Origin of the sequence: Sphaerisporangium rhizosphaerae (assembly GCF_042665155.1) — a bacterium.
Lineage (GTDB): Bacteria > Actinomycetota > Actinomycetes > Streptosporangiales > Streptosporangiaceae > Sphaerisporangium > Sphaerisporangium rhizosphaerae.
This window is the reverse complement of the sequence record NZ_JBHTCG010000002.1, coordinates 112,438-127,537: the sequence shown is the minus strand read 5'-3', so window position 1 is coordinate 127,537 and position 15,100 is coordinate 112,438. Positions and strand designations below refer to the sequence as shown.

Below are 15,100 nucleotides of genomic sequence, written 5' to 3'. Positions count from 1 at the left end.
GGCAGAGGGTAGGCGGAGGAAGAAAGCCGGGGAAGACGGCGGCGGCCCGAAGGCCGGTTGAGGACCTTCGGGCCGTGACGAACAGGTGATGGGCTCCGCGAGCCGCGAAGCCCGGGCGACGGTGTGAGCCCCCGGCTCGAAGGCCGCTTCTCCAGGTGGCCGTTCGCGGGCCTTCCCGGCGTCAGCCCCAGTGGGGTGGGCGCTCTTCCAGCAGGTGGGACACATCGTCGGATGAGCGCCACTCGCCCCAACCGGAGTCGGTGTCGTCGCTCGTCTGGTCTGGCAGCACCGGCAGCCCCTCATCGAAGAGGTCCACCGGACGCAGGTCATCCGGCTCATGCACAGTCACGGGGACAATGCTACGCGGCCGGCGGGCGGTGCGATCGCCACCCCCACCGGCACCATCGGTCCCAGAGTCACCACCGGGACCACGCGCCGCCGTTCATTCGCGGCGCAAGGACAGCCAACCGCTCGCACAGGTACGATGCGGAAGCAGGTAGCACGCCGGAACGACCCCCGTGAGGCGGCCCATGGCACCCCCGTCAGGATGGCGCAGAGAGGGCAACCTGCCCGCGGAGCTCACCAGCTTCGTCGGCAGAGAACGCCTGCTGGCCACCATCAGGCAGCGCCTCCAGGAGTCCCGCCTCGTCACGGTGACCGGCATCGGAGGCGTCGGCAAGTCGCGCACCGCGCTGCGCATCGCCCACCAGGTGGGTCCGCAGTTCACCGACGGCGTCTGGTACGTCGACCTGTCCCGGCTGCAGGACCCGACGATGGTGCCGCACGCCGTCAACGCCGCGCTCGGCATCGCCGACCAGTCCGCCCGGCCCGAGGTCGAGACGCTCACCGAGTGGATGACCCCGCGCGATCTGCTGGTCGTCCTCGACTCCTGCGAGCACCTGCTCGACCCGTGCGCGCATCTGATCCAGCAACTGCTGCGCGACGCCCCGCACGTCCGGGTGCTGGCCACCAGCAGGCAGTCGCTCGGCGTGCAGGGCGAGCAGACGATCCCGGTGGCGCCGCTGCTGGTGCCCGGCGACGACGGCGGCGAGAGCCCGTTCGTCAACGAGTCGGTCCAGCTGTTCACCGAGCGCGCCTGCGCGGTCCTGCCCGGCTTCACGGTGGACGAGGAGAACATCGCCGCGGTGTCGGAGCTGTGCCGCAGGCTCGACGGCATCCCGCTGGCCATCGAGCTGGCCTCGGTGCGCCTGCGCGCGCTGTCGGTGGAGCAGATCCTCACGTTACTGACCGACCGCTTCAGCCTGCTCGCGGGCGCCAGCCGTACGGCGCTGCCCCGCCACCAGACGCTGCGCGCGGCCATCGGCTGGAGCCACGAGCTGTGCGAGCCGGCCGAGCGGCTGCTGTGGGCGCGCCTTTCCATCTTCTCCGGCGACTTCGAGCTGGAGGCCGCCCGCTACGTCTGCGCCAGTGAGGACCTGCCCGCAGAGAACGTCATGGACCTCATCTCCGGCCTGGTGGAGAAGTCCATCCTGCTGAGCAGCAACGAGCGGGCCGGGGTCCGCTACCGCCTCATCGACACGCTGCGGCACTACGGCAAGGAGTGGCTGGACAAGCTCGGCGAGACCGACCGGGTCAGGCGCCGCCACCGCGAGTACTACCTGCAGCTCGCCGAACGGGGCGAGCACGCCTGGTCGGGGCCGCGGCAGGTCTACTGGTTCGGGCGCATGCGCCAGGAGCACGACAACATCCGCGCCGCGCTGGACTACTGCCTGAGCGACCCGGCCGAGGCGCGCACCGGCCTCGAACTGCTGTCGTCCCTGTGGTTCATGTGGGTCGCCTGCGGTTTCGCCCGCGAGGGCCGGCTGTATCTGGAGCGGGCGCTGCACGCGAGCCCCCAGCCCAGCAAGGAGCGCTGCAAGGCACTGTGGGTCCTCGCCTACGTCCGCAGCGCCCAGGGCGACACCGCGGCCGCGCTGGACGCCGCCGAGGCGTGCGCGACCGACGCCGTACGCGTGGGCGACTCGATCGCGGTCATCCTGGCGACGAAGATGCAGGGGTCCGCCGCGTTCCTGCAGGGTGACCTGCACAAGGCGACGGCCCTGCTGGGGGTGGCCATCGAGTTCCACCGCAGCGGGCGCGAGCTGAACCCCGGCCTGCTGCCCGCCATCGTCGAGCTGGCGGTCGTGCTGACCCAGCAGAACGAGCTGACCGAGGCCGAGTCGCTGCTGCGCGACTGCCGCCAGCTCTGCACCGAGCGCGGCGAGCTGTGGCTGCGCTCGTACGCGGTGTGGGCGACCTCGGCGATCGAGCGGATGACCGGCCGCACGCACGACGCCGTGCAGAGCGCGCAGGAGTCGCTGCGCATCAAGCGGCACTTCCACGACGTGCTGGGCGCCGTCCTGGCGATGGAGACGCTGTCGCAGCTCGCCGTCGACCAGGGCGAGCCGGCGAGGGCGGCGCGCATCCTCGGCGCCGCCCAGGCGAACTGGCGCCTGTTCGGCCTGCCGCAGTTCGGCTCGCCGTTCTTCGGCACCGAGCACGAGGCGTGCGTGAAGGAGTGCAAGCGGCTGCTCGGCGACGAGCTCTACCTGGAGCACTACCAGCAGGGCTCTCTGATGAACTTCGAGGAGGCCGTCAGCTACGCCATGGGCGAGATCGACCCGGGCGAGGTCATCTCCTAGCTGTACTCGGTCACCAGGTTGGTGACCGAGTACACCTAGCCGCTCCACCACGCCGTGGGCGGGCGACCCCGCGGAGATCCCCGCCCGGCCTCTCACGTCCGGCGTGGGATTCGGTCGGTCTCCGCGTGGCCGCTCGCCCCGACGCGGTGGTCAGGCGCCCGGGGCGGGGTTCAGTTCGTCCCGGCGTGGCCGGCGCACACGGGCATTGCTCCCTGCCAGGCCTTGGTGTACCGGCTGCTGGTGAGCGAGTAGGCGACGCTGCCGCTGATCCAGTGCTCCAGGCCCCGGACGTAGGCCGAGACGGCGGGCGAGCCCAGTGCCTCCAGGACGGCCCGGAGGGCGACCATCCGGGTGACGGCGGCGTCGCGCATCCTGCCGATCTGGTTCATCGACTCCTGGATCGAGCGGTGCCGGTGGCGGGCGAGCACGTTGACGAGGTTGTTGCGGGCGTTGACGCCGCGCCGCTCCTTGGCGTAGGAGAGCAGGTCGTTGTCCCACACCACCACGTCGTTGGCGCTCTCGGTGATCGCGGCGAGGTCCGGCTGCCGCCACTCGTCCGGGGTGAGCGGGCGCCCGGTGGCCAGGTCGATCAGCGCGAAGACCGTCAGCATGGCCCCCGTCCTGCGGCGCATGAAGATGTAGTCGCCGACGGTGGGGACCACGGCGTCCTCGCGGTTGGCCGCCTCCCACACCTGGGCGAACAGGTAGTCCTTGGTGACGGTGCGCCAGCGGTCGAGCTGGTCGGGGCTGCCGGCGGCGCGCACGCGGCCCTTGATGTCCAGCATGGCGCGGGCGAAGGGGTTGTCCACGGGCGTGCCCGGAGCGGGGTCCTCGTCGAGGACGGCGAGCAGTTGCGGCAGCGCGCGGGCGATCTCCGCGGCGCGGCGGTCGCACTCGCAGAAGGCGTCGTCGAAGGCGAACAGCCAGACGCACCAGTCGGTGACCAGCCGGAGCATGTCGTGGGCGGCGTAGGGGTAGGTGCGGGCGCCCAGCCAGCCGTATCCGGCCTCGCGGTAGCGGTCGAGTTCGGCGGGGTCGACGATCATCCGGCTGGCGACCAGCCAGGAGAAGGTCTCGGCGTCGATCTGTTCCGCGTAGGGGCTGACCAGGCTGGGGAATGGAGACGACAAAGGCGGAAGAAGGAGCTTGGACGGCGCTAAATCAGCCATCCCCACATCATGACAACAAAGGGCCCATATAACTACACGGCGATAGGCCCGGATGTGCGCGGTTATTTCGTTTCACGTGCGAACCATTCCCGGAATTCGGCGTGTCCGAACACCTTGGCCGTCTCCCACGCGGACGGGGTGCCCCGCGCGGGGCCCGCGCCCGCCTCCAGCAGAGCGCCCACCACCTCGGGCTTCTTCTGGAACACGGCCTGTCACACGGCCCCGGCGAGCGGTCTCCGACCGCGGTCGCCGACCCGCTCGGGGTCGGCGCCCCGCGCGAGCAGCGCCCGGACGGTCGCCGCGTGCCCGTGGCAGGCGTCGAGCATCAGCAGGGTGCCGCCGTTGTCGTCGTGGAGGTCGACCCGGCACCCGGCGTCCAGGTAGGCCCACGACCGATCAGCCTGCCCGGCCTGGCCATCTGGAACGTCCGGGTGGCGAGCTCCTCGAACGTCCCCGCCCCCGCACGGCCTCCATCGTGCACCGGCCCGCCGGGCGGTCCCGCGAGCGACCCCCGGGCCGCGGCGGGGTCGCCGGTGGCGCCGCGGGTGGAGGCCGCTTCCCGTAGCCGGAGACCGCCCGGGCGGAATCGTCGGCGCATCCCATAGGTTCTGTGTTGAGAGACGATAGAAAGGCTGGGACCCAAGGTGTTCGACCCGACGGATCTTTACCGGCTCAGCGGTGATGTCCCTGAGCTGACCGATCCGGTGCTGCTCTACCACTTCGAGGGTTTCGTGGACGCCGGAGGAGCCGGACGGCTCGCCGTGGGTCACCTGCTCGCCGAGCTGGAGCACCGGGTCGTGGCGACGTTCGACGTCGACCGGCTGCTGGACTACCGCTCGCGCCGCCCTCTGATGACCTTCGACACCGACCGCTGGGTCGACTGCGAGTCGCCCGAGCTGGCGGTGCATCTGGCCCATGACGCCTCGGGCACCCCGTTCCTGGTGATGAGCGGCCCGGAGCCCGACCGCGAGTGGGAGCTGTTCGTGGAGGCGATCGGCACGCTCGCCACCCGGCTCAACGTCGGCAGGCTGGTCACCGCGCACGGCATCCCGATGGCCGCGCCGCACACCCGCCCCCTCGGCATGACCGCGCACGGCACCCGGCCCGGCCTGGCCGCCGGCCCGGGAAGCCCGTTCGGCCGCATCCAGGTGCCCGGCAGCGCCGCCGCCCTGCTGGAGCTGCGGCTCGGCGCCCGGGGGCACGACGCGGTCGGCTACGCCATCCACGTCCCGCACTACCTGGCCCAGGCCGAGTACCCGAGCGCGGCGGTGACGGCGCTGGAGGCGATCAGCCGCGGCACCGGCCTGGTGTTCCCGCTGGACGGCCTGCGCGACGCCGCCGAGAAGACCACGGCCGAGATCGAGGAGCAGATCATCGCCTCGACCGAGCTCTCGACGGCCATCCAGGGTCTTGAGCAGCAGTACGACGCCTTCAACGCCGGCGCCGAGCGGGAGAACCTCATGGCCGAGAGCACGCCGATGCCGACCGGTGACGAGCTTGCCGCCCAGTTCGAGCGCTTCCTGGCCGAGCGGGACGAGAAGGACTCATGATCGATGTCGGCCTGGCCGGATACGGCCCGGCCGGGGCGTTCTTCCACGCGCCTCTGATCGCGGCCACCCCCGGGCTGCGTCTTTCCGCCGTGGTGACGCGCAGCGCGGAGCGGGCGGCCCAGGTCGCGCGCGATCACCCGGACGCCGCGGTCGTCTCCTCGGTGGACGAGCTGCTCGCCCGCGGCCCTGGCCTGGTCGTCGTCGCCTCCCCCAACCGCACCCACGTTCCCCTCGCCCGGCAGGCCCTGTCGGCCGGGGTCCCCGTGGTGGTGGACAAGCCGATGGCCGCCACCGCCGCCGAGGCCCTGGAACTGGCCGAGCTGGCGCGCGGGCGCGGCCTGATGCTGACGGCGTTCCAGAACCGCCGCTGGGACGGCGACTTCCGCACCCTGGGCACTCTGGACCTCGGCGAGGTCCACCGCCTGGAGTCGCGCTTCGAGCGCTGGCGGCCGGTGCCCAAGGGCGGGTGGCGCGAGAACGGCGGCCCGGAGGAGCTGGGCGGCCTGCTGTACGACCTGGGCAGCCACCTGGTCGACCAGGCGCTGCGGTTCCTCGGCCCGGTCACCGACGTGTACGCCGAGGCCGACGTGCGGCGGGCCGGGGTGGGCGCGGACGACGACGCGTTCATCGCGCTCACCCATGCGAACGGCGCCCGGTCGCACCTGTGGATGAGCGCGGTCGCCGCGCGGCTCGGGCCGAGGTTCCGGGTGCTCGGCTCGCGTGGCGCCTACGTCAAGTGGGGGCTGGACCCGCAGGAGGAGCGTCTGCGCGCCGGCGAGCGGCCGGGCGGCCCCGGGTGGGGCGCCGAGCCCGCCGACCGCTGGGGCCTGCTCGGCGTGGACGGGGAGGCCCGCAGGGTCGAGACACTGCCCGGTGCTTACCAGGACTTCTACGCCGGCGTCGTGGCCGCGCTGACCGAGGAGGCGCCGCCGCCGGTCGACCCGGTGGAGGTCGCCGAGGCCCTCGCCGTCCTCGGCGCGGCGCGCGTCTCGGCGGCGGAACGCCGCGTCATCCCCCTGGACCCGCAGGTGGCGCACCCCGGGCGATGACGGGTCCGGTGTCAGTCGAGCAGGCGAGAGCGCAGGGCGGCGGAGTCCTCGGGGGTCCAGCCGTTGCGGGCGAGCCAGCCGAGCGGGCCGTCGTCCCTGGTCTCCAGCATCTGCAGGAAATGGTCCATGTACTCGGGGCGGGGCAGGTGGCTGTCGGCCGGGCGGGAGTCCAGGTCGTCGCGGTAGGTGTCGCTGGCGCGCAGGCGGGCGAGGATGGCCTCCATGCGCTCGCCGGTCGCCGCGTAGTCGGCCACGATGGCGTCGCGGGCGACGCCGGCCACCGACAGCGCGAGCGCGCAGACCACGCCGGTGCGGTCCTTGCCGGCCGCGCAGTGCACGAGGGCCGAGCCGTCGCCGTACGCCGGCACGCGCAGGGCGGCGAGCACCGAGTCGGGCCGGTCGAGCAGGTAGGCGTAGTAGAACCCGAGCACCCTGATCTCGGCGCGTTCCTCGTTCCTGGTCTGCCAGGGCAGCACGCGGTCGCCTTCGATGCGGGGACGCGCGCGGCCGTCCGGCCCGTTCCCGGCGCCCGCGGCCGTGCCCTCCACGGGGTCGGCGTCCTGGGCGGGGGTGTCGGCCTCGACGTCGGTGTGGCGGCCGCCCTCGGGGAACAGGGTGAGGTGATGGATGCTCACCTCGGGCACCCGGGTCAGCGGGCCGGGGCCTTCCAGCTCGACCTCGGCGGAGGAGCGCAGGTCCACCACGTCGCGCAGCTTCAGCTCGCCGACGAGCCGCTGCACGTCGGCGTCGGTCAATCCCTGCAGGTTGTCCGAGCGCATCACCCGCCCGAACCGCGTCGTCCGGCCGTCGATCGTGGGGAGACCGCCGAGGTCTCGCACGTTCACGGCGCCGTCAAGGGCTATCCACCTCGTTAGTTCATTCATCACATCCAACCCTATATGCGCTATATGTCCGCGCGAAGAAGGCGACAGGGGCAGAGTGTCAAAAGAACATGTCCGTTACGTGGCGGCTGCCATCGTGACGCCGGCCCGGCCGTGATGTAAAGGAGCGGGCCCTTCCGGGGTCCGCGCCCCCCGGAGCCTGGGGCTCGCCGACTCAACCGCCTTCCCCGAAGGAGGTCATGGTGGACACATCCGCGCCCTTTCCCCGGCTCGTGCTCGACCCGGCGCTGCCCGCCGAGGTCGCCGCCACCCTGCGGACCAGCCCGGACGCGCTCCACGCGGTGCGCGCGGGGGCGGCGCCCCGGCCCTACGCCCCGAACCCCGCCCTGGTCTGCGCCGTCACCGTGCTGCTGCTGCTCGCCCTCGCGCTGACCGGCCCGTGGGGCATGATCGCGCTCGGCGCCGCCGTCACCGGCCTCGGCGGCGCCCAGGCCCTCGCGGGCGACCCGAAACTGCGCGAGGCCCGCCGCCGGCTGCGCGTGGCGCACCGGCACGCCGGCCGGTACGTCCTTCCCGAGGACCTGGACGAGCGATGCGGCGAACTGCTGGCCAGGGCCCAGCGGGCGGTCGCGGAGGTGCTGGAGTCCAGGGTCCACCGTGACGGCCTGCTGGACGCGATCGCCAACACCGTGACCCTCCCCTCGGAGCTGTGGCGGCTCGGCGTGCGGCTGGCCGACCTCACCCGGACCCGGCGCGAGCACGAGCGCATCGTGCCCAGGGACGTGCCGGCCGACATCGCCGGGATGTTCACGCCCTACGACGAGGTGCTCGAACGGGCGCACCGCTCGCTGGCCGCCCGCGTGGAGTCCTTGGAGGACTACGCCCGCGAGGTGCGGCGGGCGGACGCGGTGTACCGGGCCTACCGGCAGCTCGGGGTGCTGCGGGAGCGCATCCCGGACTACGAGCGGCTGCTGGCGGAGACCGCCGATGACCAGACGGCGCTGCCCGCCGTGGAGGGGCTGAGCGGGCAGGCCCACGAGGTGGAGCGGGTCTTCCGCAGCAGCATCGAGGAGGCTCGGCGGGCCGGCACCCATCTCCTCCTACTTTCGGCCGCATGACGGGAATGCGATGTAACGCGCCTCACGTCCGCTATAAACCCTGAAAGTCCATTTCGTCGGCAATAATCCATGAAAGGTGGCTTACGCCTGCCACGGAAACGGTCCCGTAACCGGTCTGGGCAGCCGGTTCATGTGCGCGTAATCGAGCCGCCCGAAACGCCACGATTCGGCCATGCCACTCAAATCCCGGCCTTTCACCAGCAATTGCGCAAGACAATGGATCTCCCCTTTAATCTGCACTGGACCGATGTCCGGCGCGCACCGCCCGGCACCAGAACACGGGAGGGAGAAGGGTGATCCGTCATGACCGCGCTCATCGAGGTCCGTGACGCGAGCGTCCGCTACCTCTCGACCGGTCAGACGGCGCTCCGCGGAGCCGGCCTGACCGTGCGCCCCGGCGACCTGGCCCTGGTCAGCGGCCCGTCCGGCTGTGGCAAGAGCACCCTGCTCCGCCTGGTCAACGGCCTCATCCCGCACTCCTACCGCGCCGAGGTGACCGGCGAGGTCCTGGTCGGCGGCCTGCCCGTCGCCGGCCGCACCATCCGCGAGCTCTCCACCGTCGTCGGCACGATGCTCCAGGACCCGCGCAAGCAGATCGTCGGCACCACCGTGGCCGCCGAGATCGCCTTCGGGCCGGAGAACCTGGGCCTGCCCCGCGCCGAGATCCGCGAGCGGATCGCCGAGGTCGCCGGCCGCGTCGGCATCGGCCACCTGCTCGACCGCGCCACCGCCGGGCTCAGCGGCGGTGAGCTGCAGATGGTCGCCTTCGCCGGCGTGCTGGCGATGCGGCCGAAGGCGGTCGTCGTGGACGAGCCGCTGGCCAACCTCGACCCGGCGGCCGGCCTGCGCCTGATGCGCGAACTGCGCAGGTTCGCCGACGAGGGCGGCGCGGTCGTCGTCGTCGAGCACCGCGTCGAGGAGATCCTGGAGTTCTCCCCCACCAAGGTGCTCTACCTGGAGGAAGGCGCCCCCCGCTACCAGGGCCCGGTGGAGGGCTTCCTGCGCGTGGCCCCCGTCGGCCACGTCAAGCTGCCCTTCGCCACACTGGTGTCGCGCGCCGCCGAGCTGCCCGCCGTCCCCGAACCGCCGGAGCGGGCCGCCGACACGACGACCCCCCGGCTGGAATACCGCGGGGTGAGCCTCGGGTACGGCGAGCGCACGGTGCTGTCGGGCGTCGACCTCGCGCTCGGCCCGTGCGAGCGGGTCGCCGTCCTCGGCCCGAACGGCGCCGGCAAGTCGACCCTGCTGCGCGCCGCCGTCATGCTCATCACGGCCTCGCGCGGCGAGGTGCTGGTGGACGGCTCCCCCGTCGCCGAGCGCTCGGTGAGGAACCTGGCCACCACCTTCGGCTACGTGTTCCAGAACCCCGGCCAGGCCCTGTTCAGCGCCACCGTCGGCCAGGAGCTGGCGTTCGGCCCGCGCAACCTCGGCCGCGACCCCGAGGAGATCGACGCCGACGCGCGCGCCGCGCTGCGCGCCGTGCTGCTCGACGACGAGAAGGACATCATGGACCGGCCGCCGCGCACGCTGTCGTTCGGCCAGCAGCGCCGCCTCACCGTCGCCCTCGCCCTGGCCATGCGGCCGCGCACGCTGATCCTGGACGAGCCCACCGCCGGGCAGGACCTGCGCACCACGACCGAGTTCATGGGCCACGCGCTCGCCGCCCCCAGCGTGGAGAGCCTGTACTTCATCACCCACGACGTCGATCTCGCCCTCACCTACGCCGACCGCATCATCGTCGTGGACCAGGGCGGCGTCGCCGCCGACGCCTCCCCGGCCGAGCTGGCCGCCGAAGGCGCCCTCTGGTCGCGGGCGGGCCTGGCGGCGACCAGCCTGGTGGCCGCGGTGCGCGACCACCCGCCCGCCTCGGGGGCGATCGCCCATCCCTTCGACCTGGCCCGCCGGGTCTCCCTCCTCACCCCTTCCCCCTCTTCCCCCACGGAAGGAACCACCCCCTCATGAGCACAGACGCAACCACCCCGCGAGAGCCCGTCTTATCGATCTCCTCCCGGACCGTCGTCTTCGGCGCGGTCGGCGCGGCGCTGTACGGCGTGCTCGGCCTGTTCAGCTTCCTGATCCCCGGCACGCAGGCCGTCACGGTGCGACCCGCGTTCGCGCTGGTGCCGTTCTTCGGCAAGCGCTTCGGCGTGATCGCCGGCTTCTTCGTCGGCCTGGTCGGCAACGCCATCATCGACCTGATCTCCGGGTACGGCCTGACGTACTGGAACTGGAGCGTCGCCAACGGCCTGGTCGGCGCCTTCGCCGGGCTGTTCTTCGCCTACCTGCCGCCGATCGCCGGCGAGGCGCTGCGTCTGGTCGTCACCGCGCTCGGATCTCTGCTGGCCACCGCCATCGGCCTGCTGTTCGTGTTCACCGACATCTGGGTGCAGAACATCGACGTCTCGACCGTCATCTCGATCAACTACGTCCCCGCGCTGATCGCCGACGCCATCGCCGTCGTCATCCTCACCCCCGCGCTGGACGCCATCTGGGAGCCGCTGTCCAAGCGGACCGGACGGTAACCGGGTGGACGTCACGCCGCGTTACCTGGGCGCGGGTTCTTTCCTGAGCCGCCGCGATCCGCGGGTGCTCCTGCTGGTTCCCGTGTTCTACATCGTGGCCGTGGCGGGGGTCGACGACCTGCGCGCCGTGCTGGCGTGCACGGCGGCCGCCCTGCTGTACTACCGCGCCGCGGGCATCCCGTGGCGCGGTGTGCGGGCCAACTGGGCGTTCATGCTGACCGTCACCACGGTCCTGGTCCTGGTGAACAGCGTCCTGACCTCGTCCATCAGCCGCGGCGGCGGCACCGGCGAGGTGCTGTTCACCGTCCCGCTCACCCATACCCCCATCACCTGGGCCGCCCTGTCGTACGCCGCCACCACCCTGGTCCGCTACATCTCGCTGGCCATGGTGAGCTTCCCGGTGGCGTTCAACATCGCGCCGTCGGACTTCGGGGTGGCCTTCGCGCGGCTCGGGCTGTCGCAGCGGCTGGCCTACGGGGTGGACCTGACCTTCCGGTTCCTGCCCTCCACCTGGGCGAGCCTGCACGAGACCATCGACGCCCAGCGCATCCGGGGGTACGAGCACAGCCGCAGCCGCAACCCGGTGCGGCGGCTGCTGTCGCTGCGGCCGGTGGTCATCCCCCTGACGGTGAACGCGCTGATCGACGCGGAGGACACGGTGAACGCCATGGACCTGCGCGGCTTCGGCGGCCGGCACCGCACCTGGATGCGCGAGCTGGCCTTCGACCGCGTCGACCTGCTGGTGCTGGCCGGCTTCGCCGCCATGACCGCGGTCATGGTCACCGCCAAGATCCTCGGCCTGACGGGCACCATATGGGCGCCGTGATCCACTCCGCGCCGCTCCTGCTCCCCATCGCCCGCCCGCCGATCCGCGACGGCGCCGTGGCCGTGCGGGACGGCCGGGTGCTGGCGACCGGCCAGCGGCGCGAGATGCTGACCGCCCATCCGGGCGCGCAGGAGCTGCGCTGGCCGGGCATGGTCGTGGCCGGGCTCGTCAACGCGCACACCCACCTGCAGTTCACCCGCATGGCGAAGGTCGGCGCGCGCGTGTACGGCTCCTTCGAGGAGTGGTCCACCACCTTCGACGCGGTCTACTTCTCCTCCGGCGGCGCCGACTGGGCGGCCAGCGCCCGCGAGGGGGCGCGGCTCGCGCTGCGCCACGGCACCACGGCCGCCGCCGACGTGGTCACCGACATCGAGGCCATGCCGGTGCTGCACCAGGCGGGGCTGGCCGGGGTCTCCTACCTGGAGGTGCTCGGCGACACCGACGAGAGCTGGGCCGGGACCGGCCGCGACCACCTGACCTCCACGGTGCGCGAACTGCGCGGCGCCGGGGACGCCCCGCGGGCGGGGCTCGTCGGGCTGGCCCCGCACGCCCCCTACACCCTGGACACCGGCGTGCTCGCCGACCTCGGCGTCCTGGCCCGCAGGTACGACCTGCGCCAGCACATCCACCTGCTGGAGTCGGCCCACGAACGCGAGTACACCGTCTCGGGCACCGGGCCGATCGCCCGCCTGGTGCGCGACCTCGGCTTCGACTTCGAGATCCTGCGCGCGGGCGGCACCGGGCAGGGGCCGGTCGACTTCCTGGACGCCCTCGGCCTGCTCGGCCGGCGCTGCCACGTCGCGCACGGCGTCCACCTGGACGCCGCCGAGCGGGCGCTGCTGCGCGAGCGCGGGGTGAGCGTCGCGCTGTGTCCCCGCTCCAACCGCACCCTCGGCCTGGACGGACCGCCGATCGCGGCCCTGCTGGAAGAGGGCTCCCCGATCGCCGTGGGCACCGACTCGCTGGCCTCCAGCCCGTCGCTGGACCTGCTGGAGGACGTGCGGCTGCTGCACCAGCTCGCCCGGCGGCAGGGATACCGCGGCCAGGACCTGCCGCGCCGCCTGGTGGAGGCCGCCACCGCCGGCGGCGCCCGCGCGCTCGGCCTGGACGAGGGCCCTGGACGCATCGGCGTCCTGGCGGCGGGCTCGCGCTGCGACTTCGCCGTCTTCCCGCTCGATCCCGGCGAACGCGACCCCTACCTCGCCCTGATCCAGGACGGGCCGGGAAGGTGCGTCGCGACGGTGACCGGCGGCGACCCGTCCGGACGGGTGCACCTGGCCGGCTCGACCCAGGAGCGGCGCCATGGGCACTGACCTCGCCGCGATCTCCACGAAAGTGCGCGCGGCATTCCCCCGAAGGCCTCCCGTAGGCCTCCACGCAAGGCGCGGAGACATGGCTTCCCAGAATCGCACCATTCGCTTCAAGCTGTACTCGCTGCTCAGCCTGCCGATCGTCGCGCTCATCCTGCTCTGGGTCGTGATGACCGCGCACCTCGTGGGCGTCTTCTTCGACCTGCGCAGGGCGGTCACGCTGTTCGACCAGGTGGCCACCCCCGCCGGAGTGCTGGCCGACCACGTGCAGCAGGAACGCCAGCTCTCGGCGATCTTCCTCAGCGGCAGCGCCCCCGACGGCGGGCGCCTGTCGGCCGCGCGCGAGCAGACCGACCTGGCCGCGCGGCTGTTCCACCAGCGGTCCACCTCGCTGGAGGGGCAGTCGGCGACCGGGCCCGAGGTGGTGCAGAGCCTCGCGGAGCTGGAGAGGCAGTTGCTGAGGCTCAGCTCGGTGCGCCAGGACGTCGACGGCCGCACGCTGAGCCGCCTGTCGGCCATCCAGGAGTACACCAAGATCCAGGACGCGCTGTACCAGATGTACGACGAGCTGATCACCGTGCCCGACCTGGCGCTGTACCGCAAGTCCAACGGGTTGCAGACCATCGCCAGGTCCCGCGAGCTGCTGTCCCAGGAGGACGCCCTGCTGTCGGGGGCCATCCAGCAGAACTCGCTCGGCGACGAGGAGCGGCGCGTCTTCGCCGACATGGTGTCCGGGCGCCGCCTGCTGCTCGCCCGGGGGGCCGAGGCCCTGGACGCCGAACTGCGCCGCCCCTACGACGACCTGGTGGCCTCGGCCGACTACAAGCGGCTGACCACCATGGAGAACCAGGTGATCTCGCGAGGCGGGACCCCCGCGCAGGCGGCCGCCTGGCAGCCGCTCGCCGGCACGCTGGGGTCACGGCTCGACCAGCTCGCCACCGACCGCGCGACGCTGCTGAACACCCGCACCGACGCCACGGCCTCGGGCATCATCGCGCAGATCGTCGCCGCCGCCGGCCTCGGCCTGGTCGCCATCCTGCTGGCCGTCGTGCTGTCGGCCCGGTTCGGGCGCGGCCTGGCCCAGGAGCTGGCCGACCTGCGCAGCGCCGCCATCGACCTGGCCGACGTGCGGCTCCCCCGGGTCGTGGCCAAGCTGCGCGAGAGCCAGCCGGTCGACGTCGAGAGCGAGGCGCCGCCGATCCTGGCCACCGGCACCACCATGGAGGTGCAGGACGTCGCCCAGGCGTTCACCACCGTGCGCCGCACCGCCGTGGAGGCCGCCGTCGGCCAGGCGGAGCTGCGCAAGGGGGTCAGCCTGGTCTTCCGCAACCTGGCCCGGCGCAACCAGTCGCTGCTGCACCGCCAGCTCACCCAGCTCGACGGGATGCAGCGCAAGACCAGCGCGCCCGACGCGCTCGCCGACCTGTTCCGGCTGGACCACCTGACCACCCGCATGCGCCGTCAGGCGGAGGGCCTGATCATCCTGTCCGGCGCCCCCGCGGGGCGGGCCTGGCGCAAACCCGTGCCGATGCACGACGTCGTGCGGGGGGCGGTCGCGGAGGTCGAGGACTACACGCGGGTCACCGTGCTGCCCATGTCGGACGCCTCGCTGATCGGCACGGCCGTCGCCGACGTCATCCACCTGCTCGCGGAGCTGATCGAGAACGCCACGGTCTTCTCCCCGCCCAGCACCCGGGTCAACATCCGCGGGGAGCTGGTCGGCCGGGGCTTCGTCGTCGAGGTGGAGGACCGCGGCCTCGGCATGGGCGAGGAGGACCGCGCCGAGCTCAACCGGCGCCTGGCCAACCCGCCCGAGTTCGACCTGGCCGACAGCGACCGGCTCGGCCTGTTCGTGGTCAGCCAGCTCGCCGAGCGGCACAAGGTCAAGATCACGTTGCGCCGCTCCCCGTACGGCGGCACCACCGCCGTCGTCCTGGTGCCGCACGAGCTGATCATCACCACGGCCGACGACCTGCCCCCGGACCCCGACCACGAGCCGGAGACCCGCCGCGAGCCGGACGCCCGCCACGCGCCGGCGCCCGAGCCCGGCCACCTCATGTGACCAGGACCGG

Annotated in this window: 12 protein-coding genes; 9 read left to right on the top strand and 3 right to left on the bottom strand. The window is 72.6% G+C overall.

Going from position 1 to position 15,100, the window contains the following annotated elements:
* Positions 1 to 181 precede the first annotated feature (181 nt).
* A complete protein-coding gene (locus ACFQSB_RS03245; protein ID WP_354851080.1) occupies positions 182 to 349 on the bottom strand; it encodes a hypothetical protein in 168 nt (55 codons plus the stop codon).
* A 181-nt stretch (positions 350 to 530) separates the two neighbouring features.
* Here ACFQSB_RS03245 and ACFQSB_RS03240 point away from each other — a divergent pair, with 181 nt between their 5' ends.
* Positions 531 to 2,642 carry an ATP-binding protein gene (locus ACFQSB_RS03240; RefSeq protein ID WP_380824137.1) on the top strand — a complete coding sequence of 704 codons (2,112 nt, stop codon included), beginning with the start codon at positions 531 to 533 and terminating at the stop codon, positions 2,640 to 2,642.
* A gap of 170 nt (positions 2,643 to 2,812) precedes the next feature.
* On the opposite strand, the gene ACFQSB_RS03235 is transcribed toward ACFQSB_RS03240, so the two are convergent.
* Positions 2,813 to 3,772, bottom strand: coding sequence for a 4-epi-cubebol synthase (locus ACFQSB_RS03235; protein WP_380824136.1), 960 nt, complete (start codon positions 3,770 to 3,772; stop codon positions 2,813 to 2,815).
* Between the two features lie 683 nt (positions 3,773 to 4,455).
* Here ACFQSB_RS03235 and ACFQSB_RS03230 point away from each other — a divergent pair.
* Together ACFQSB_RS03230 and ACFQSB_RS03225 are read left to right on the top strand one after the other, a co-directional pair.
* A complete protein-coding gene (locus tag ACFQSB_RS03230) occupies positions 4,456 to 5,361 on the top strand; it encodes a proteasome assembly chaperone family protein (protein ID WP_354851379.1) in 906 nt (301 codons plus the stop codon).
* Entirely contained in the window at positions 5,358 to 6,410 is a 1,053-nt protein-coding gene (locus ACFQSB_RS03225) for a Gfo/Idh/MocA family oxidoreductase (protein ID WP_380824135.1), read from the top strand. The genes ACFQSB_RS03230 and ACFQSB_RS03225 overlap by 4 nt, the downstream gene beginning before the upstream one ends.
* An 11-nt stretch (positions 6,411 to 6,421) precedes the next feature.
* Here ACFQSB_RS03225 and ACFQSB_RS03220 read toward each other — a convergent pair whose 3' ends face one another.
* A complete protein-coding gene (locus ACFQSB_RS03220; protein WP_380824134.1) occupies positions 6,422 to 7,294 on the bottom strand; it encodes a tyrosine-protein phosphatase in 873 nt (290 codons plus the stop codon).
* 197 nt (positions 7,295 to 7,491) lie between these two features.
* On the opposite strand from ACFQSB_RS03220, the gene ACFQSB_RS03215 reads away from it, so the two are divergent.
* The 6 genes from ACFQSB_RS03215 (at position 7,492) to ACFQSB_RS03190 (ending at position 15,090) form a co-directional block, all read left to right on the top strand.
* Positions 7,492 to 8,370 (top strand): hypothetical protein, encoded by an 879-nt coding sequence (locus ACFQSB_RS03215; protein WP_380824133.1) that lies wholly within the window; start codon positions 7,492 to 7,494, stop codon positions 8,368 to 8,370.
* Positions 8,371 to 8,673: 303 nt separating this feature from the next.
* The gene (locus tag ACFQSB_RS03210; protein WP_380824132.1) at positions 8,674 to 10,332 is read left to right on the top strand and encodes an ABC transporter ATP-binding protein; all 1,659 of its coding nucleotides are present in this window, start codon (positions 8,674 to 8,676) and stop codon (positions 10,330 to 10,332) included.
* Positions 10,329 to 10,892, top strand: a complete 564-nt coding sequence (locus ACFQSB_RS03205; protein WP_380824131.1) for an ECF transporter S component — start codon at positions 10,329 to 10,331, stop codon at positions 10,890 to 10,892. Before ACFQSB_RS03210 ends, ACFQSB_RS03205 begins: the two co-directional genes overlap by 4 nt.
* A gap of 4 nt (positions 10,893 to 10,896) precedes the next feature.
* Positions 10,897 to 11,718 carry an energy-coupling factor transporter transmembrane component T family protein gene (locus ACFQSB_RS03200; RefSeq protein ID WP_380824130.1) on the top strand — a complete coding sequence of 274 codons (822 nt, stop codon included), beginning with the start codon at positions 10,897 to 10,899 and terminating at the stop codon, positions 11,716 to 11,718.
* The gene (locus ACFQSB_RS03195) at positions 11,706 to 13,031 is read left to right on the top strand and encodes an amidohydrolase family protein (RefSeq protein ID WP_380824129.1); all 1,326 of its coding nucleotides are present in this window, start codon (positions 11,706 to 11,708) and stop codon (positions 13,029 to 13,031) included. The genes ACFQSB_RS03200 and ACFQSB_RS03195 overlap by 13 nt, the downstream gene beginning before the upstream one ends.
* A gap of 79 nt (positions 13,032 to 13,110) precedes the next feature.
* Complete coding sequence (locus ACFQSB_RS03190) at positions 13,111 to 15,090, top strand: sensor histidine kinase (RefSeq protein WP_354919316.1); 1,980 nt, start codon at positions 13,111 to 13,113, stop codon at positions 15,088 to 15,090.
* The last annotated feature ends 10 nt before the right edge of the window (positions 15,091 to 15,100 follow it).